The organism is Pedobacter sp. AW31-3R (genome assembly GCF_052180285.1).
In the GTDB taxonomy this organism is placed as follows: domain Bacteria; phylum Bacteroidota; class Bacteroidia; order Sphingobacteriales; family Sphingobacteriaceae; genus Pedobacter.
Genome location: NZ_CP197475.1, coordinates 5,509,336 through 5,530,179, shown reverse-complemented (window position 1 = coordinate 5,530,179; position 20,844 = coordinate 5,509,336). Strand labels below are relative to the sequence as shown.

General features: G+C 41.9%; 14 protein-coding genes. 5 read left to right on the top strand and 9 right to left on the bottom strand.

The annotated features are described in order from the left end of the window. Positions 1–150 precede the first annotated feature (150 nt). Both ACSBL2_RS22600 and ACSBL2_RS22595 read left to right on the top strand, forming a co-directional pair. Entirely contained in the window at positions 151–3,390 is a 3,240-nt protein-coding gene (locus ACSBL2_RS22600; RefSeq protein ID WP_442588829.1) for a SusC/RagA family TonB-linked outer membrane protein, read from the top strand. A 17-nt stretch (positions 3,391–3,407) separates the two neighbouring features. Next, positions 3,408–5,255 (top strand): RagB/SusD family nutrient uptake outer membrane protein, encoded by a 1,848-nt coding sequence (locus tag ACSBL2_RS22595; RefSeq protein ID WP_442588828.1) that lies wholly within the window; start codon positions 3,408–3,410, stop codon positions 5,253–5,255. 92 nt (positions 5,256–5,347) lie between these two features. Here ACSBL2_RS22595 and ACSBL2_RS22590 read toward each other — a convergent pair whose 3' ends face one another. The 8 genes from ACSBL2_RS22590 to ACSBL2_RS22555 all read right to left on the bottom strand — a co-directional run bounded on the left by ACSBL2_RS22590 (position 5,348) and on the right by ACSBL2_RS22555 (position 18,104). Next, the gene (locus ACSBL2_RS22590; RefSeq protein WP_442588827.1) at positions 5,348–6,994 is read right to left on the bottom strand and encodes a UxaA family hydrolase; all 1,647 of its coding nucleotides are present in this window, start codon (positions 6,992–6,994) and stop codon (positions 5,348–5,350) included. Position 6,995: 1 nt separating this feature from the next. Then, a complete protein-coding gene (pelA, locus tag ACSBL2_RS22585) occupies positions 6,996–8,027 on the bottom strand; it encodes a pectate lyase (RefSeq protein ID WP_442588826.1) in 1,032 nt (343 codons plus the stop codon). 6 nt (positions 8,028–8,033) lie between these two features. Next, positions 8,034–9,968, bottom strand: a complete 1,935-nt coding sequence (locus ACSBL2_RS22580) for a glycoside hydrolase family 88 protein (protein WP_442588825.1) — start codon at positions 9,966–9,968, stop codon at positions 8,034–8,036. Positions 9,969–10,066: 98 nt separating this feature from the next. Further along, the gene (locus tag ACSBL2_RS22575; RefSeq protein ID WP_442588824.1) at positions 10,067–11,740 is read right to left on the bottom strand and encodes a glycoside hydrolase family 28 protein; all 1,674 of its coding nucleotides are present in this window, start codon (positions 11,738–11,740) and stop codon (positions 10,067–10,069) included. Between the two features lie 131 nt (positions 11,741–11,871). Then, positions 11,872–12,825 (bottom strand): pectinesterase family protein, encoded by a 954-nt coding sequence (locus ACSBL2_RS22570; RefSeq protein ID WP_442588823.1) that lies wholly within the window; start codon positions 12,823–12,825, stop codon positions 11,872–11,874. Positions 12,826–12,991: 166 nt separating this feature from the next. After that, positions 12,992–13,177 carry a hypothetical protein gene (locus ACSBL2_RS22565; protein WP_442588822.1) on the bottom strand — a complete coding sequence of 62 codons (186 nt, stop codon included), beginning with the start codon at positions 13,175–13,177 and terminating at the stop codon, positions 12,992–12,994. Between the two features lie 203 nt (positions 13,178–13,380). Further along, positions 13,381–14,817, bottom strand: a complete 1,437-nt coding sequence (locus ACSBL2_RS22560; protein ID WP_442588821.1) for a SusD/RagB family nutrient-binding outer membrane lipoprotein — start codon at positions 14,815–14,817, stop codon at positions 13,381–13,383. Between the two features lie 11 nt (positions 14,818–14,828). Next, positions 14,829–18,104 (bottom strand): SusC/RagA family TonB-linked outer membrane protein, encoded by a 3,276-nt coding sequence (locus tag ACSBL2_RS22555; RefSeq protein ID WP_442588820.1) that lies wholly within the window; start codon positions 18,102–18,104, stop codon positions 14,829–14,831. Positions 18,105–18,513: 409 nt separating this feature from the next. On the opposite strand from ACSBL2_RS22555, the gene ACSBL2_RS22550 reads away from it, so the two are divergent. Next, entirely contained in the window at positions 18,514–18,759 is a 246-nt protein-coding gene (locus ACSBL2_RS22550; protein WP_442588819.1) for a hypothetical protein, read from the top strand. Between the two features lie 29 nt (positions 18,760–18,788). Here ACSBL2_RS22550 and ACSBL2_RS22545 read toward each other — a convergent pair whose 3' ends face one another. Continuing rightward, positions 18,789–18,971 carry a hypothetical protein gene (locus tag ACSBL2_RS22545; RefSeq protein WP_442588818.1) on the bottom strand — a complete coding sequence of 61 codons (183 nt, stop codon included), beginning with the start codon at positions 18,969–18,971 and terminating at the stop codon, positions 18,789–18,791. Between the two features lie 523 nt (positions 18,972–19,494). Between ACSBL2_RS22545 and ACSBL2_RS22540 the strand changes: the two genes are divergently transcribed. Next, positions 19,495–20,334: a universal stress protein gene (locus ACSBL2_RS22540; protein WP_442588817.1), complete on the top strand. Its 840-nt coding sequence runs from the start codon at positions 19,495–19,497 to the stop codon at positions 20,332–20,334. Positions 20,335–20,447: 113 nt separating this feature from the next. Further along, the gene (locus tag ACSBL2_RS22535; protein WP_442588816.1) at positions 20,448–20,747 is read left to right on the top strand and encodes a hypothetical protein; all 300 of its coding nucleotides are present in this window, start codon (positions 20,448–20,450) and stop codon (positions 20,745–20,747) included. Positions 20,748–20,844 lie beyond the last annotated feature (97 nt).

Below are 20,844 nucleotides of genomic sequence, written 5' to 3'. Positions count from 1 at the left end.
TCTTTTGTTAAAATAAAATTAATGTTAATTTTTAATTTGTAGAATTGTCGCACAAATATAAGCCAAGCGTTAACTTTTATCTTCTTTTTGGTCTCGGTTAACGCGTGAAATTTTCTTTATTACATAAATAAGTGACTAATATCAATTTTTATGATGAGCAGGGTAATACTATTTTTAGCATTTTTCTACCTCACTGCAGGTAATGCCGGGGCACAGGCCCAAAGCAGGCCACTCACAGGTACGGTGACTGACCAGTCCGATGGACAACCATTGGTAGGCGTAAGCGTCAGTATCAAAGACACGAAGAATGGTGTCAGTACGGATGGCAATGGTCATTTTAAGATCACCATCCCGGCCAAAGGTGCCATTTTATCCTTTTCTTACATCGGATATAAGAACCAGCTGGTCACAGTGACCAGCCAGCAGGTACTAAACATTAAATTGGCCGAAGATGCCAGCACGCTGAAAGAAGTGAACATCGTCAACATCGGTTATGGTACCGTAAGGAAAGAAGCGCTGACAGGATCTGTTTCTTCCTTAAGCGGTAAAGACCTGGCTACATTTCCAGTTGGAAGTGCGGCACAGGCACTAACTGGTAAGCTCGCAGGGGTTTCCGTGGTCACTACAGAGGGCAGCCCCGGCGCAGAAATCCAGGTGAAAGTAAGGGGGGGAAGCTCTTTGACCGGTGACAATGCACCCCTTTATATTGTAGACGGTATTCAGGTGGAAAATGCCCTTTCTATTTTATCTCCCAATGAAATTGAGAAGATCGATGTATTGAAAGATGTGGCTTCAACAGCCATTTACGGAAGTCGTGGCGCTAACGGTGTGGTGATTATCACGACAAAGGGAGGGAAAAACGGACGTACCATCGTTTCCTTTGACGCCTTTTCCGGAGTGAGGAAGATTACCAATACGCTGGAAGTGATGAATCCTTATGAGTTTGTTTCCTATCAGTATGAATTGTACCATAACAATACGAGCGATGAGGTAAAAAAGACTTTCCTTGACAAGTATGGAACCTTTGAAAGTTTGGCAAACTATAAAAACCTTGAAAATATCAATTGGCAGGATAAAGTTTTCGGCCGCAGTGCATGGAGTGATACGGAAATCCTTAACCTTTCCGGGGGAACGGATAAGACCACCTATAATTTTACGCTGAACAATACCCAGGAAGACGGTATTATGCTGAACTCAGGTTTCAAAAGGACCTTTGCCTCCTTCAGGTTTGACCATAAGATTTCAGACAAATTGAGAACAGGGATCAATGTAAGGTATAGTCGTCAGCGAATAGATGGGGTAGGTACTTCCAGTACAGGCTCTACAACGACGAACAGGCTTAGAAATTCTGTACGGTATCAGCCTTATGCGGGAGAGGGAGAAAGTGGCGATCTGTTTGATTCCGATTACCTGACTACCTACCTGACGAACCCCATAACCCTCGCGAACGATGAACTGAAATACGATTATCGCAATGACTTGATCAGCAGTGGTTACCTGAATTACCAGATCCTTAAAAATCTCTCCTTCAGGACAACGATAGGAGCCAATTTTACTGACCGTAAGACAAATATATTCAATGGGGTGGTGAGTTATGTAGGCAGGAATAATGGTAGCCTCCCGGCAATTCAGCTGGATAACAGTAGTCAGATCACCATTTTAAATACCAATACCTTAAACTATAAGCCTGATCTTGGAGAGGACCATACACTGGATCTCCTGGTGGGAGAAGAGTTGAATAAGGTGGATATCAAATCCAATAGCAGTATCATTAAATGGTTCCCGGCATCCATTACTGCCGATGAAGCTTTTGGCAGTACACAAAGGGCAGAGCCACCGGTTAATTCTGTACAGGATAAACCCACTTCCCTGGTTTCAGGAACAAGACAGCTTTCTTTCTTTGGCCGGGCATCCTATGGTTATAAGGGGAGGTACCTGGCTACAGTGAATTTCAGGAGAGATGGATCTTCTTTGTTCGCCAAAGGCAATCAATGGGGTAATTTCCCTTCTGCACAGGTAGCATGGCGGATTACTGAAGAAAAATTCCTGAAAGATATGGAGCTGAACTGGCTGAATAATCTGAAGCTGAGGGTAAGTTATGGTGCGGCGGGCAATAACCGGATCGGGCAGGATTTATTCAGGATCTTATTTTCTGCCAATTCTGTAAGCGGTGGTTATGCAGCTTCAGATGGCTCAATCACTACGGGTGTGGTGACCGGGACAGTATTAACAAATCCCGATATTACCTGGGAGACCAATATTTCACGCAACGCTGGATTGGATATTGACCTTTTCCACAGTAAACTGTCGGCCAGTGTGGACCTGTATGATAACCGTACCCAGGATTTGCTGCTGAATGCAAATATTCCACAAACTACTGGTTATCTCACCCAGCAGCAGAATGTGGGTAAAACCCAAAACAAAGGGATAGAGTTCCAGCTGACCTATAATGCGGTGAACAATGACCGGTTCAGTTACAGTACTTCTTTTAACCTGTCCTTTAACAGAAATAAAATTCTGGAATTACAGAATGGAGTAAGTTCCTACATTACCCAGTCGGGTTGGGTGAACAGCTTAGGTGACTATCTGGTTGAAGTGGGTAAACCTGTGGGGCAGTATTACGGTTATGTATCGGACGGAAGGTATACTGTTGCTGATTTTAACTATACACAGAATGCCACTACCGGAGTGTATACCTATACCCTAAAATCTGATGTACCGAATAATTCAACGTTACTGGGCAACAGGGCTCCGCAACCCGGTGATATGAAGGTTAAAAAGCTATCCTCTTCTTCCAGTATGACGATTACTGAAGATGATAAGACCGTATTGGGTACTGCACAGCCTAAATTTACCGGAGGGTTCAATAACCAGTTTGCCTATAAAAACTTCGACCTTACCGTGTTTGTCAATTTCTCCTATGGCAGTAAGGTGTACAATGCAAACAAGGTGGAGTTTACTTCACAATATAACATGAGGGATAATAACCTTTTAGCGATCATGAACGACCGCTGGAAAAACTTTGATGCCAATGGCGTACAGGTAACAGATCCTGCTGCATTAACCGCAATGAATGCCAATACTACTTACTGGACGCCTACACTGGGTGATTATAACCTGACCTCTTTCGCCATAGAAAGTGGCTCATTCCTGCGCATTAGTAATGTGACGCTGGGGTATTCACTGCCAGAGAAATTTATAAAGCGCAGTAAACTGATCTCCAAACTAAGGGTATACGGTACCGTAAATAATTTATTGACCATCACCGGTTACGATGGATACGATCCTGAAGCAAGTACGCGGAGATCCAATCCGTTTACTCCAGGGGTAGATTATGCCGCCTATCCGCGCAGCAGATTTATCCTTGCCGGTATTAACATGGTATTTTAATTTAAACATTGATACAGATGAGAACGAAACGAATAAAAATGACCTTAATGGTTATCGCTATAGGTACTTTAAGCATAGCTACCTCCTGTAAAAAATACCTGGATATAGAGTCTCCTTCCACTTCAACGCCTGAAGTGATATTTGCGGATGTTGCTTATACCAATACCGCGGTCATAGGTGTTTATAATAAACTTTGCGGAGATAACGGGTATGGAAGCCGTATCTCCACTCTTTTCGGGGTAACTGCGGATGATTTCAAAACTTCGGGCAATTACAGTGCGTCGGATCGCCGCGGTCTTAGTATGTATGGAGCCATACCTGGGAATACGGACTTATTAAATCCTTTTATACAGCTGTATGCAGGAATTGAACGGGCTAACCTGTGTATCAAATACATCCCTCTTTCAAAGTTATATACCGATGGGACAGCAGCAGAGAAAACACAAATGCAACAATATTATGCGGAGGCATTGACACTGAGGGCACAATTTTTTTATGAGCTGATTCGTAACTGGGGGGATGTCCCGGCACAGTTTGTTCCAGCTGTCGATGCAGAAACTTTGTATATGCCAAATATGGACCGTGATGCCACATATGATCAGATTATTGCAGACCTTAAAACTGCAGAAGACCTGCTGCCATGGAGAAGCGCTATTACCTCCTATGGTAGTTTCAGATTTACAAAGGGCGCGGTGAAAGGTCTGAGGGCGAGAATTGCACTGGCACGAGGGGGCTATGCATTGCGCACGGCCTCACACCTGATGGAGCGCCGTTCAGATTACCTTAGCTTTTATAAAATTGCTATGGAGGAGTGTAAGGATATCATGGACCACCGGTCGGAGCATACCCTGAATCCCGTTTATGAAGATGTTTTTAAAATGTTGCATAGTTCTTCACGAACTTCAGATGTTACCCATGAACTGATGTTTGAAGTGGCTGCTTTTGGCAGCAATGCGAGTACAGACAGTAAGCTGGGGTATTATAATGGTATTCGTTTCAACTCAAAATCTACCTTCGGCAGCGGCGGTGGCGGAATGAATGCGATACCGACCTATTTTTACGAGTTTGATCCTAAGGATTGCCGGAGGGATGTAACCATAGGTGTATTTGAAATCAATGACAATTCAAAGAAGATATTAAACCCTTCGAATAGTCTTACAGATGCTAAATTCAGGAAATCATGGACCTCATTCAACGGAAGTTCCACCTCACAGAATTTCGGGATCAACTGGCCTTTGCTTCGTTTTGCAGATGTGCTGCTGATGTATGCTGAAGCAGATAATGAGGTAAATGGTGCACCTTCCGGTACGGCTGTGGCCGCTTTAAAGGAGGTGCAAACCAGGGCTTATGCGGGTTATGAAAGTTCAATCCCTGTGACACCGACAGATAAACAGGGTTTCTTTACGGCATTGGTCAAAGAACGTTTGCTGGAATTTGGGGGGGAAGGGATACGTAAGTACGACCTGATCCGCTGGAACCTGATCGATGAGAAATTTACCGAGACCCGTACAAAACTGCGTCAGTTTATTAAAGGAGAGGGGGCCTATGTGAATGTGCCGCTGAGTATATATGTGAAGGCTACTGCCTATGAGCAGACCACAAGCGTATCTGAAGTTGAAAGCATGGATACCTACGGAGGAAAACCATCGGTCGTATTCTTTTCTCCGGAGAAAATACCGGCGACAAGCGGGTATACACAAAAGAAATGGAGAAATGCCATTACCGATGATGCTTCTACCGGTGCTGTCACAGGTACATTGAATGGATTTGCTACTTATTTTGAACCCAATAAGAAGGAATTATTTCCTTATCCCAAATCGGTGCTGACAGAGCATCCCAAATTGGTTCAAAACTATGGATATTAATATTTAACGCAACCTTTATCAAAGTAAAAGCCCGGAATTACCCGGGCTTTTACTTTGATAAAGGTTTTTGGTACAATTTGAATATTGTGCTGTTAAAGGCTTACCCCACGTTTCCAGGGAATAAAGTCATCCTGATTCAGAAGGACTGCTTTTGGAATGACTTCACCACTTGCCGCTTTGATGCAGTATTCCAGGATATCTTCACCCATTTGCTCAATCGTTTTTTCGCCTTCTATAATAGGTCCTGTATTGATATCAATAATATCCCCCATACGTTTGGTCAGGACATTGTTGGTAGACACCTTGATGGTTGGACAAATTGGGTTTCCTGTAGGTGTACCCAGTCCGGTGGTAAATAAAATAAGTGTTGCTCCTGATGCGGCCTTACCTGTGGTTGCTTCCACATCATTCCCTGGGGTGCACACCAGGTTTAATCCTGGTTTTATGGCTGGTTCTGTATAGTCCAGCACATCTTCTACCGGAGAAGTACCTCCCTTTTTTGCTGCACCTGTACTTTTGATGGCATCAGTAATCAGTCCATCCTTGATATTACCTGGTGAAGGGTTCATGAAGAATCCTGATCCGGCATTGACGGCCGCATTATTATAGGAGGTCATCAGCATAATGAATTTCTTTGCTGCTGCCTCATCCCTGGTACGGTCTATCAACTGTTGTTCGGCGCCGCAAAGTTCTGGGAACTCAGCGAGCAGGATGGTGCCGCCCAGTGCAACCACAAGATCAGAGGTATAACCTACTGCAGGATTCGCGCTGATCCCGCTGAATCCATCGCTTCCCCCACACTTCACTCCAATCACCAGTTTGCTCAGCGGGGCTGGTTGTCTTTCAATTTTATTGATTTCTATCAGCCCTGTAAAGGTTTTGCGGATCGCCTCCTTGACCAGCTGTTCTTCACTCTGTGACTGTTGCTGCTCAAATATAAACAGGGGTTTGTCGAAATGTGGATTGCGTATTTTCAGGTCATCCATAAAATCCTGCACCTGCAGGTTCTGGCAACCGAGGCTTAAAACGGTTACACCGGCAACATTCGGATGGTCAGCATAGGCAGCCAAAAGTTTGCTTAACACACCAGCATCCTGACGCGTGCCGCCACAACCACCCTGGTGATTGAGGAATTTGATCCCATCCACATTTTTAAAGAGGCGACTGGCAGCAGGGTTGGCTGAGCCTATTGAACCCAGGTCCGCCCCGGCAAGGTCTTCCCCATTTTTATAGGCATCTACAAGGTGGTGCGTATAAGATTTATACTTATCTGTAACAGCATATCCAAGTTCGTTATGCAGGGCTTCACGGATCACGTCAAGGTTTCTGTTCTCACAGAACACAGTTGGAATAAATAACCAGTAATTGGCAGTACCCACACGTCCATCAGGTCTTACATACCCATTGAAGGTCCGGTTTTCAAATCTGGACACATCAGGTTGATGCCATTCATACTGGAACGGACGGTATTCGAAAGGGTCTGATGCGTGTTTGGTATTGTCGGTGTTCATTAAACCACCTTTGGGAATAAAATGTTGTGCCTTGCCAACCAGCACGCCATACATAATAATGGTATCTCCAGGGTTCATATCCTGCATAAAGAATTTATGCTTTGCATGGATATCATCCTGTAGTAAGTAAGAATGGCCATCATGAATAATAGTTTCGCCTTTGCTCAAGTCCTGCAAGGCCACCAGCACATTGTCGTTGGGATGGATTTTTAATATTCTAGTTATCATTTTATAATTTTTTAATACCGTTGACCTTTAGCCATTTCGGGTACTCTTTTTCTATTAATTTCTGAGCAAAATTACCGTACCAGGCATATCCGTTCCGGCGCTCTTCACTTACCTCTTCTAGCTTAAGTTTTATGCTATGGTCACGATCTCCAAATATCGGATTATTACTTTTCAAATCATAGAATCTTGCCCAGGTAACTGTAGCACTATCAGGAATTAAAGCCATTGTTTTTTTGTTCGCTGCATCAACTGTTTTTGCAAATCTCAGGCCTTCCATTTTGTTCTCTTCAAACCACTGTACAGCGGCTATAACTGAAGTCTGTATGGCTTTAGATGGTTTTTTGAAACGCATCAGGAAGTAGACAATGCCAGTTGATTCACCTGCACTCAGGGAAGCTGGCTCAAAAGCCCTGGCTTTCGCCGGCAGCAATGTATTTTTATCATATTGTGCTGCCCAGATAGTGAGGTGTCCATTTTGTGTAACCTGTGTCTTTAGAATACAGGCAAGGCCGTTCTTCACGGCTTTTTTTGCTTTGGGGATATCAGAAGGGGAGACCACGTCAAAATCATTATTGCCAGTCACAATATCCTGCATGATATTGAGCACATTGATCATCGCATTATCATTATAGGTCACCTGGCTGCGGTAAGACGATTGGTCAGGATAATACTGTGGCCAGCCTCCGTTAGGATGTTGTGCAGATAACAGGTAGGCTATCCCTTTTTCTGCTGCTTTTAAATAATCGGTATTCCCCGTTTTCTTATAGGCACTTACCAGTTGGTTGATCTCCCTGCTGGTGGCTTTATTGTCTATCGTGGCATGAGCAGCTGTGGTTTGCTTAATCAGTTCCATTAGGCTTTCCGTCAAGGGTAGGCTATAATTGACAACAGACTTGTTCTCCAGCTGTTTGGGCCATCCTCCATTGGACAGCTGGTAAATCAGCATTTTTTCGGCAAGGCTATCTTTTTCCTGGGCAAAACATAATGCCGGAAGAAGACAGGTCAACAGTATCAAAAAGGTCTTGGCCTGCATGTGTGGTTATTTTTTAGTGGGAATTTGTTTAATGGCCCAGTTCACCAGGTCTTGTGTTGCTTTAAAGTTCTCAAAGTCTTCCGGTAATTTACGGCCGTCAATATATTCATTATAAAACCAGGGGTCGCCCACGGCAAATACAGTTCCTTTACCATATTTAGCCGTTGCAATCACCACATCACCTTTATCCGTCAATGCGGAAACAGCAGGTTGTTTGACGGCTATTGTAGAGATTTCCTTAATATATACTTTTTTTGCTGTTTTAAAAATGGTATTGTCTTTCGGGATCTGTATTCCTCCCTGTTCAAAGTTTCTTCCTTTAACCCTGTTACGGCTGTCCTCATTGAAACGGATCCCAAATAGCTCGGGTAATTGGTTGAATTTGCTCAGCTCACAGTTGCCGGCATCATTCAGCAATAGAATTAATACCCCGCCTGCTTTCACCCATTCGGCTATCGGTTTCGCCTGTGCCTGGGTCATATAGTTGGGACTTGCAGTTTCCTTCTCTGTATCCGGATCAGCAATGATATAAATGTCTGATCCTTTTAGGTTGGCTGTGCTGGGGGCTTCCTTCAGCGTATTTGTTTTTACACCTGCCTGATTAAATACCTGGCCAAATAAAGAGAAACCATTGTTATCATCTTCCTCCCAGACATAGTGGTAAGGGATTTTATCTCCTGCAGGTCCGGTGGTATATTCGTTGTTAAAATAATTATCGATGGTCACGGTTTTACCAGCTCCTGGTTTAGGCAATGCTGCCATTTCCATTTCATTGAAAGCAAGGATACAGGAACCTACACCTTTAGGGTCATTTGTGATGACTTTCTCACTGATATAATATTCAAAACTGCCATCACGGTAAACTTTATTGCCACCCAGTCCGGACACCGAAACAGTCCCGTTGAGGTCCACTCTTTCTTTTCCTGCAGTGGTAATGAATTCCTTCTTCAATCCGGCATAACCTTTAACCGCTGGTACAAAGAAACGTTGAGGAAGATACCCTTTACGTACGGCTTTGGCGAAAGAATAAACAAACATAGAGGATGCAGAGGCTTCAAGATAGTTGCCTTTTCTTGCAGGCATATCCAGGATGTCGTACCATACACCTGATTTTGCATCCTGATATTTTACAGCGGCAGTGGCTGTCCGGTTTAAGATGCTGATCAGATCCTTTCTCCTGGGATGGTTTTCAGGGAAATTATCGAGTACGTCTACCATTGCCATAATATACCAGCCCATTGCCCTTGCCCAGAAGTTCGGAGAAGTCCCCGTGGTTTTATTTGCCCAGCGCTCGGCTTTAGATTCATCCCATCCATGGTATAACAATCCTGTTTTTTTATCACGGGCATGGTTTTCCATGTAGATGAACTGATTGGCGATATCATCAAAAGCCGCATCCTTGTTCATCATTTTTGCATATTCTGCATAAAATGGTTCAGCCATATACAAGCCATCAAGCCACATCTGGTTGGGGTAAATCTTTTTGTGCCAGAAGCCGCCTTCCTGGGTTCGCGGCTGTTTCTGCAGCTGTTCCCATAAATGGGTGGCGGCAGTAAGGTATTTTTTCTTGCCTGTTACTTTGTATAGCAGCAGGAGTGAACGGCCATTCTTGATATTATCTATATTATAGTCTTCAAATTTGTATTTGCTGATGTTGCCGGTACTGTCTACATAAGCGTCCATCGATTCCTGGATGAAATTGAAATAGGTCCCATCTCCGGTACTTCTCCATACTGCCGCGGCGCCTTCCAGTACAACGCCCATGTCATAGCTCCACCTGGCGGCGGTATCCTTGAACAGTTTTTCTTTGGCATTGAGGGTCAGCTGTTCCGCAAGCCCTTTACTTTTACCTTGGGCAAAGGAATGGACCGGAGATCCGAGGGCGCATAAAAGAGAGAGCAATAGGAGGCAAAATCCGGATGGTATAGGTTGCTTTTTCATTTGAATTGATGTTTTGTACCTGCTGAATGATGGGGTGATCTGCTTGTAAATTGGTGAACTGAAAACAATACTGGACCTGCAGGCCCAGTATTGGTCTATTATTTGCTGATTTTCAGTGCTGAAGATTTTACTTCTGCACTGATTCCTGAAACTTTTTTGGCTTTAGTGACATCTGTTCCGCTTACTTTAATGGCGGTAGATTTTTCTCCTGTTACATTAAACAACAGCTCACTTCCTGCATTGTACTGCAGCTGATTGAAATTGATGTTTTTGCTATTCTGAATTTGTACCACAGGGCTGGTGTGTTTGACAATCACATGCACATTTTTGAGGGTAATACCTGTAGCTTCGATGCATTCAATTCCTTTGTCGGCCTGAATAGTAATATTTTCAAGATTGATATCTTTAATATTCATTTCCGGCAGCCCTCTGAGGAAGATCGCTTTTGAGGCTCCGCTGGCGACAACATTTTTAATATCGAAATTGCGGAATTGGGGAGTCGCGTCAGTCACTGGAACGACTACAACTTTAATGGCATCACGTTTTTCACCTGAAAGGGGAACCGGATCCTGAGCGGCATAATACATATCAAATAATATCGCCTCACCAGCAATGTCAATCATGTTTACATTATTCACGTAGATATTTTCTACAATTCCGCCGCGTCCACGTGTAGTCTTGAAGCGTAAACCTATATCGGTTCCTATAAAGGAACAATCCGTTACCCAGATATTTTTTGCACCCCCGCTCATTTCGCTTCCGATTACAAATCCGCCATGGGCATGGTATACCGTATTGTTTCTGATAATGACATTTTCAGTAGGGATTCCGCGCTCACGTCCGGCTTCATCACGTCCCGATTTGATGCAGATTCCATCATCACCTACATCAAATGTACTTCCTTCAATCAGGACATTCTTGCAGGATTCAATATCCACACCGTCACCGTTTTGGGCGTACCATGGATTTTTAACCTGCAGATCACGTAAGGTAAGGTCTTCGCACAGCAGCGGGTGGAGATTCCAGGCTGGGGAGTTCTGAAAAGTAACCCCTTCCAGCAATACTTTTTTGCAGCCTGTTAAGACCAGTAAGTTCGGGCGCAGAAATTCTTTGATGTCATCATAATCCGTTGCCGTTTTACCTGATACTACGGCACCTGCATTTTTTGTCTTTGAACCTTTCAGCACTTTCTCTGAAGGGTACCATATTCTGTCGTCTGGACTCACCACACCTCCTGAAGCTTTCAGCTTTGTCCATTGTGATGCGGTCAATTTATCTTTTTTTACCATTCGCCAGGCAGCACCATTTCCATCGATGATACCTTTTCCGGTGATGGCGATATTTTCCAGGTTATTCCCTGATATTGGCGACTGGTTTCTCCAGGCTGGTAAGCCTTCCCAGTTTCCTTCAACCAGCTTATATTTTGTAAAGTCATTTGTAAAAAATAGGATGGCATCCGATTCAAGGTGAAGATTCACATTGCTTTTCAATTCCACCGGACCGGTAAGCCACAGACCTGTAGGGATAAGGACAACGCCACCTCCTTTTTTGCTGCAGTCATCAATTGCTTTGTTGATGCTTTCCGTATTCAGGAAAACACCGTTTCCGATTGCGCCGTAATGGGTAATGTGTAGGGTATCTTTTTTAAATTCAGGTTGTTGTATGGTAGGCAGGGTTAGAGGCTGCTGTGCAAAAGTATTTGCTGCGGAGAAAAATAGCAGTCCGATCAGGGACAAACGCAGCTGCGACAATTGATCTGTAATACGCTTCATAGGTGTTGCTGATTATATGATATTTGGTTTGTGACAAGTGTACAGTGTTTGGCTGTAAAATAGAAGAGAAATCTATGCAATCGTTACCGGAGAAAAGAGGGCAAGAGTGATCAATATCATTGATATTCAGATTATTTCACTTCGGGTGTCCAGCCTTTGAATACAAGGGCATAAGTGTAGGCTTTTGCCTCCGTGTCACTCAATTGTTTCATCCATTTAACACGTTTTTTAGGGTCAGCACCTTTCCCGGTATTTTTATATTCCACGTAGGAAGTGGTTTCTTCATTACTTTTTTTGCCCCAGTTGTCCCAACCTTCAGCATGGATCAGAGGAGGGATTTCACAATGTAAAAATGCTGTTTTTGCATAGGGGCGCCATGGGCGTCCAAGATAAAAGCTGCTTTCAGGAGCATCACCTGTAATTTTACAATGATTAAAAACGTAGCCGTACTGGATGGTGTCAGGAGTAGATGCGGCGGTCAGATAACCACTTTTTTTAGCGTAGAGTGTACATTTTTCGAACCAGGCAGTAGCTGCACCAAAAATAAAATCGACCGTACCTTCGATATAACAGTTTTGATAAAACTGACGGTTGCCGGCTCCGTAAGTATAAAGAGTATCCTGAAAACCGAGAAAACGGCAATTGTTAAAAGATAGTTTATCTCCTCCGGCCCATATGGCTACGGCTTGTCCTACCGGGCCTGAAGAATTTTCGAAAGTTAAATTCTCAGCACTGAAGCCGGAACCATAAATATAAAAGCTTGAAGAACCGGATGTTCCTTTTTCTTCACCAAATACATTTTTCTTTTGTGCATAGTCATCGTAGGTCAGAATGGTCTCATCACGGCTTTCCCCAACAAAGCTTACCATGGTTTTCGACGCAGGGAGAATCAGTTTCTCTTTATATATTCCTTTTTTGATAAAAATAACGGTGGTGTTTTTTCTGAAATCAGGTACCGCATTGATGGCTTCCTGTACGGTTTTAAAATTTCCGCTACCGTCTTTTGCGACGATGAAATCAGGTTTTGCACTTGCTTTGAGGGAGAAACATAACATGCACAGGCACACAAAAAGAATATACTTCATTTGATTGATATTTGGTTAAACAATGCTAAGCAATTATATCCGATTTGATCAAAGCTTGCTGCATTATAAAAGTCGCAAACGCTCCCGGTAACGATTGCGTATCAAAAATGTTGAAAAGAAGGTGGGGGCTTTTGGTGTAAACGAGGAAGGATTACTGTCCGTCAGGTTACCTGTCCATATAAATGACATAAATGATCCCTAGGGTAACCACCAGAAATAAATAAAATTCCGAACTCCCGAAATTAATTGTCCATCCCAATCTTGTTCTTTTTGTGATAATGGTTCTGACATCCTGGGTATTACAGTAGAATATGCCGAATTTGTAGTTTTGAATATCTTCAATTGGATCCATGAGCGTTAGATGATTGAATGTGTAGTATTTAATTGAAGGACAATGTAGTGTGAATCATCCGTAAACTGAATTTTAGTACACCAACTGTCAGTTTACGTACATGAATTTATATTTTAGCTGATAATTAGAGTGGTTTATATTTTTTTTAAATAAAAAACCCGGATGTTTTAAGTCCAGGTTTTTTATTTAAAAAGAATTTGAAATTATTCAGTCACTTCAAATTTATCAAAGAAAAGTTTGGTTTCGACAACATCTCCACCGATGGCTGCTGCGGCTGCAACTCTATTGGCATCATTTACGTTCTGTTCGTTAACAGGGTAAGTGAAGCGCGTAGGGAAGCCGGAAACTGCCCTTGTTGGAAGGGGTAGGATTGGATAATCTAACCTGCGGTGCTCCAGCCAGGCATCAATGCCTCTATTGTATAACGCTATCCATTTCTGTGTTCCTATTTTCTCTTTATAGTTGCCACTAGCTGTTCCATAAGCTACGGTTGTCTGGGCTAAATAGGTAGCTGCATCGGCACTAGTTCCTCCCCAGTCTAAGATTGATGCTATGATTGCATTATCATAAGCTGCTTTTGCTGTTGTTCCTGTGCTGTATCCCCGTTCTGCAGCTTCGGCGACAAGGAATTGGATTTCAGAATAATCTAATATATTTCCCTCGAAATTTGCTTTGGTCAATTCAATGGCAGCATGAGAGAAGCTCAGGTAAGAACTGGATGATCCCGGTGTGCCTCCAGAATAATTACCCGTATTATCTAGGGTGAAAAACAAAGGCAGTCTGGGATCCTTAAGTGCATTCATTTTAGTCGTTATGGTGCTTGCAGCTACAAAATCCTGTCTTCCACTTTGAACCAAATCCACCCATACCGGATTTGTATTTGGTGTGATAGATGAAAATGGGAATTTGGCATTGTCACTGTTTAAAGTAAAAACGCCACTTGTAATAGCGGATTCAGCAGTCGATTTTGCAAGGGCGCCATCTGTATCGGCAATTGTTAGTGCCATCTTTAACTTTAATGAATTGGCGAACTTTTTCCATTTTGCTGGATCTCCATCATAGATGGCATCAGCAGCTCCTATACTGGCGGCGTTAGGATTCAGGGCGAGGATATCTTTATCTAATCTTACAATCAGGTCTTTGTAGGCGGTTAAGGCATCATCATATTTGGGGAAAATATTGTTAATATTTAAAGCCTCTGTATAGGGTACATCTCCAAATGTGGTAATGATATAATGCCAGGTATACACCTCCATAATATCTAAAATAGCTATTTCATTTTTACGTTGATTTTCATCAGGAACGTCCGTTGCCATATAACCTCTGGATGCTTCCAGGTTATTCAATACCTTTTGGTAGAGATCGTCCCATAAATTATCTGGTATGCTTCTGTTTGTTAAATTATACCGGCTTTCCGAAACATAAGTGGTTTCCTGCCATTGTTGTTCTATTAATCTGAATATATTCAGGTTTACATTTGCTGAGGTTATGGTAGTGACCAATTGACGCTGCGCGTAGGTAAATAAAGATCCTGAAGATACGTCTTCCGGTCTTTTTGGGTCGACATTCAATTCAGTTAAATCTTTAGTACATGCTACTAAAAATAGTGCAGGTACTAATGCTAGTATTATCTTTTTCATATGTGTTTATGTTAAAATCTAACCTTCAAGTTAAATGTGTAATTCCTTACACTTGGGTAGGAACCTACCTGGTATCCCTGTACGTTTCCGAAACTCACGCCGTCTTCAGGGTCTGCATTCGGTAAGTTTTTATGAATAATCCATAAGTTTCTACCAATCAATGAAACATCAATTCCTTTTATCGGGCCAAGTTTAGAAGTGAAAGATTGTGGTAGGGTATAACCTATGATTACTTCCCTTAGTTTAATATATCCGGCGTCATAAACAAAAGCAGCATTCGGAAGGGTCTCATAGCCATAAGCACCAGATGCATTGTTTTCGATTCTGGTGGTATTAGGGGTGCCATCTTCGTGTACTCCCGGGTTAATTATACCACCACCTTCACTAACAGGTAAGCGAGATTCATTTCCCAATTCATTGATGCCTGCAGTCTCTTCATACAAGCCGCCTGAAAGGCCGTAGGCCTGGTCTAATGAATATACGCTGCCACCTTTGCGTATGTCAATGAGGAAGCTTAGGTTGAGGTTTTTATATTTAAAGCTGTTGTTGATACCGGCGGTCCATTTTGGATTCATGTTCCCGATAACTTCGTTTGCTGTCTCGGATTGTAAATAATAACCATCCTCATCAACTAATTTTTGGCCATCACTATTATAGACAAAATTAGATCCCCTAATCGTACCGTAAGGTTGGCCAAGTGATGCATTTACGCTTACACCATTCTGGAAATTTGTCAGTACAAGGTTACTGGATTCGTTGCCGCTCGCATCAGCAAACAGCTCTGTTACCTTATTCCTGTTTCTTGTGAAGTTGACATTCATTCTCCATTCAAAATCTGTTGTTTTTACAGGTAGGCCATTAAGGGAGAGTTCTATACCTTTATTTTCAATCGTACCTGAATTTTGATACACTTTGGCATATCCAGTCGCACCTGATATTACTACAGGGACAATCTGGTCGACGGTTTTAGTATTGTAATAGGTGAAATCAAAGCCGAGTCTGTTTTTTAAAAAGGCTGCTTCAATGCCGATCTCGGCGCTTTTCGATCGCTCAGGTTTGAGGCCAGGATTGTTTTTAATAATGTTCAGTGATGCCTGGGAGCGACCGTCAAACGAAGCTGTGATGTTTTTAGTATCCAGGACCTTGTAGATGGGTGCGTCTCCTCCAACCTCTGCATAATTAGCCCTTAATTTACCATAGGAAAGCCATGCTTTATCCTTTAATAGTTCAGAGAATATAAAACCACCGGAAACGGAAGGATAATAATAAGCATTATTGCCATCTGGAAGGGTTGAAGAAACATCTCTCCTTAGTGTAGCGTCTAACGTGTAGGTGTTTTTGTAAGTAGCCGTAAATCCACCAAAGACACCTTGGATTTCGCGTCTGTCGTCATATTCAACTGGTGGTTCGATAGGATTCACCGAGTTGCTTAATGAATAAATTCCCGGGATGCTTAACCCTCCGTTGGTAAAAGCATAGGTAGATTGTTTTCTTTCCCGTCTGACATTTGTACCTAATAGTGCTTTTAGGTTTACATCGCTCCCTATATTTTTGTCAAACGTAGCCAGGAAGTCGAGGTTTGATTCTGTAAAATCTTCTAAATATTTGGAATAGGTCGGTACTTCCAGACTTCCAATTGCCACGCGCTCTTCCTGGATCTGATGATAGCTGTCCAATGAGTATCTTCCCATTAAATTTAACCAGTCAGTAACCTTATAATTTAAATTCACATTGCCAATATATCGGTCACGGGTGTCAGTTTCGTAATTTTCATACATGGCAAAGTATGGGTTGTTCCAGAAAATTGGTTTTGGATTGTTGTAAGCTGCGGGATTCCAAGTGACATTTTCTTTACCTACATAAGCAGGGTCGTTGGCTGACAGTCCTTTAAGTCGAAAATAGGCGTCTTTTTGTTCCTGAACATCAACATTTGTTTGCCACCATTGCCTGAAATTTGTCATTGGATTAAATGCATTCCCACTATAACCTGTTCCATAACGTCCGCGACCATCTACTTTGGAATAGTTGATACTGGCTCCGGCTGTTAATTTGCTGGATAGATTGTAGGTTGAACCAAAGTTCAGTACATCTTTCTTTATGTTTGAATTTGGCAGGATACCATTTTGATTATCTCTTGTATAGCCCAGTTTAAAGGTGCCTTTGTCGTAAGAATTGCTGATGACAATACTTTGGTTATTTGACAATGGCTTTTCGAAAAATGTGGTGGGATCATTGGCTCCTGCTACCCAGGGTTTTGCTTTTCCGAAATTTGGGGAAGTGGGATCAAATGCGTCCCATTGGTAAACCATCAGGCTGGGATCAAATTTTGCACCATAGGATGCATCTTCAGTTAAAGGAACAAGTAGGTCATTAATTCCGTCCCCATTCACATCTATGTTGTCAATTAGATACTGCGATTCATCTGTTCCGTAGTAAGGGCCATAGCCCGCTCCATATTTTTTTTGGAATTTAGGAAAAGTACTTTTATCTACCGTACCATAGGTAAGTCCTGCGTTAACAGTAATGTTTAGTCCAGATTTTCCCTTCTTGGTCGTGATGAGGATAACACCGTTGCTGCCGCGAGAGCCGTACAGTGCAGAAGCTGCAGCCCCTTTCAATACCGTAATATTTTCAACATCGTCTGGATTGATATCGGATGCAGGGTTACCATAATCATATCCACTAACACCCTCCTGCTGATCTTGAGTATTCATTGTGTTATTCGCAATAGGAACTCCGTCAACAACGAATAATGCCTGGTTATTGTTGGTCATGGATTTGACGCCACGAATCACCACGTTGGTAGATCCTCCCATGGTGTTATTCTGGCGAATCTCTAATCCTGAAACTTTACCTGATAAGCTGCTTCCCAAGTTAGGGGAGCGATTTTCACTTACAGCTGCACCATCAAGGGATTGGGCGGCATAAGCAACCTGATTACGGTTCCGCTGTATTCCCAGGGCGGTAACTACAACTTCTGATAATGCTTTGGCGTCTGATGCCAGTGACACGTTGATTACATCTGAACTTCCTATTTTAACACTCTGTGAAGTGTAACCTATGAAGGAAAAAGTTATGGCTGTGGTTCCAGGTGCAACGCCTATTGAAAATTTACCCTGGGCATCAGTCACAGCTGAAGCTGTTGATCCAATTGATTTTACAGAGACTCCAGGGAGTGGTAGTCCGTCATCCTTACCTTTCACGGTACCGGAGATTGTTCTATTCTGGGCAGAGGCAATTCCTGCAGCCGCGAGAAATAGGAACAGACTTAGTATAAGTCTTTTCATAAATAAAGATTTTTAGGTTGGTAATTAGTTAATAGTTATACCAAGGTACTATTAATCTTTATTAAAATAAGATAAGAAAGTATAAAAAAATACTTTTTTCATTTAAAGTGTTGTTTTAAATGTGTTTTTGGTTGTTTTTTTTGTTGTGTATTTTGTGTTTTTTATAAAATATTTGTGATTTTTATCTTTTTATTTGTTTGTTTTATTGTTTTTTGATGTTTTTGTGTATTTATTTTGGTTTTATTGTGTGGTTTTGTGGGTTGTGTAGGTTTTTGTTGTTTTATGTTTTCCTGTATCTTAAGATATCTAAAAAAAAATCTACTGTTTGTTGCTGCATTTTAATTAGAAAAGTAGCCCTATATTCAGGGGGGGACAAACAGTTCAATAGCTTTTTTTAACTTTGATGACCATGCAGGAATTTAAGCTACGTTTTCTATATAAGACAATTACGGTAACTCCATTGGACGAGGTCAACCATTTTATGATAACAATGGATGGTGATGATGAAATACCTGGAATAGTCATTCCGGAACTTCTGGGGATTATTTATACCATACAAGATCCTGATCTTGGTTACGTATGGCACACGGATAGTGAAATGAATCCGGAACTTGTGGAATTTATTGGGCAGATGATTGAGGATATGAACAGTTAAATTATCCCCGGAGAGGAAATAATGAGTTTTTATTTTTTAATCACAATGGTTCTGCCGGTTACAAGTGAATAGGTATATACCCGGTAAATCCCTTCATCGGTCACTTCAATATCTTCCACAATGCCTGTTTTACTAAAAGTATCGGTGATCAGATCTCCTTTTTTTACTTCCTGCAACACCTGAGTTGCTGTTTCCTGATTTATTCTGATCATAAGTCGGTTTATTTTAGACACTGGACGTAATGTTAACCCAGTGAGGCTATTTTATCTATAAAATTACTGTCAACACGTTTTTTCCTGTTCCAACAATGGATATCTGTATTTTCTATGGATGCAGGTGGTTTGTGTACAGGGATAAAGTTATAAAAATTTTTCTTGTACAGCCCTTCCTCAGTGGTGGCAGTTATCCTATGGGCAGGAAAGGCGGTGCCTTAACAGGTTCCAATTGGAGTGGAGTAAATAATTATTTAAGGTTTAATTGTACATTTAGGGCTGTTTTTAGCGTATTATATATATTAGGTATAACCAGTATATAAAATGAAAACATGATGAGCTTAAGATTCACAAAAATAGATGAACTTGTGTGCAGGAGGCCTAGAGGATACGTATAAATCATCATCACTTTTAACCTATAAATAAATAGCCACTGATGAAACCATCATAAGCCTGCCGCTTGCAAACAGCAATGAATAGGTACATGATAGCTTCATCACCTTTAAAAAACAATTATATTCTGATGAAAACATTACTGATCCCTGTAGATTTTTCCGAGACCTCTGCAAATGCGCTGGAATATGCCGTTGAATTGATAAAAGATGTAAAAGTAGATCGCATCGTACTCCTAAAAACATTTTATAAATCTGTCTATGAACAAATATTGCCCACGGCAGATTTTGTCCAGTTAAGTGAAGAAGATATCCAGGCAGAACGGCTGGAAGTAAATAAACATCTAAATAGTCTGACCAGGCGCCTACTCAGTAAATGCGATCCCTCAGTAACTATAGAACGGTCGATCAGCGAGCTTCCCCTGTTGCGCTCCATTCATCAGTTGATCGCAGAAATTAAACCTGATTTGCTCATTGTCGGTGGTGATGATCCATCCTCACAGCAGGAAAGTTATATCGGACAGTATATTGTTAGTATTGCCAGAACAAGCCCTGTACCGGTGCTAATTGTTCCGGCATGTACCAAATATCAAAAAATAGAGCGGGCGCTGGTGCCCTGTGATTTCGCGATGGTGTCGCGACTGAGTATCCTGAAAAGTCTGCATAGTCCACTCGATTGGCTCCACCCGGAATTATTGATCCTGAATATTGATCCGAAACAAAAACATATTTCTCATGAGGAAGAACATGCGGAAATGTTGAAAGGACTATTGGAAGGATATAAATATCAGATCCATTATGCAGAAGATAAAAATACTGTAAAAGGCATCCTTAAGTTTGCCAGGTCAAATGATGTACAACTGGTTACTGCCTTACCGGGTAAGTATAGTTTTTTCTATAAGGTTACGCATAACAGTACTACAGAAGCATTGGCCGCAAATGCTTGTGAGCCGATATTGATCCTTAAATAGTCGGCTGCAAGGCAGGGTGAATATGACCAAACGAACTGTAAAAGAAGGGCATGGCCACAAACATTTGATCCTTATGAAACATTAGGTACCTGGATTTGTTAACCAGGTACCTAATGAAACATACCATGATTACAATTCCAAACAACAAAGGTGTTACTGCTGATATTTTTTACGCTACCGCAAAAAGTACTTTTACTGACTACATGAATCTGGGACTAAAGAGCAACCAGACTTTTGAATTCACCAATATAGAGGATACCATCATTATCAGACAGCCTGACATCAGTGAGTATGACCTATATACGCTCATCTTTACCGATACGGCAATTATCCTCAGCAAAAATGAACAGGTTTTTCAGGTGCCCTTATTTGAAGAACGATTAATTGCCTTTATACATATTGCTGTCGATTAATCCTAAAATACGCTGAACCCAGTTCCATTGGGTTCAGTTTTCTGAAATGCCATTCCCCTGAATTCTTTCCTCTAAATTCTTATGGCAAGAGTAAGAT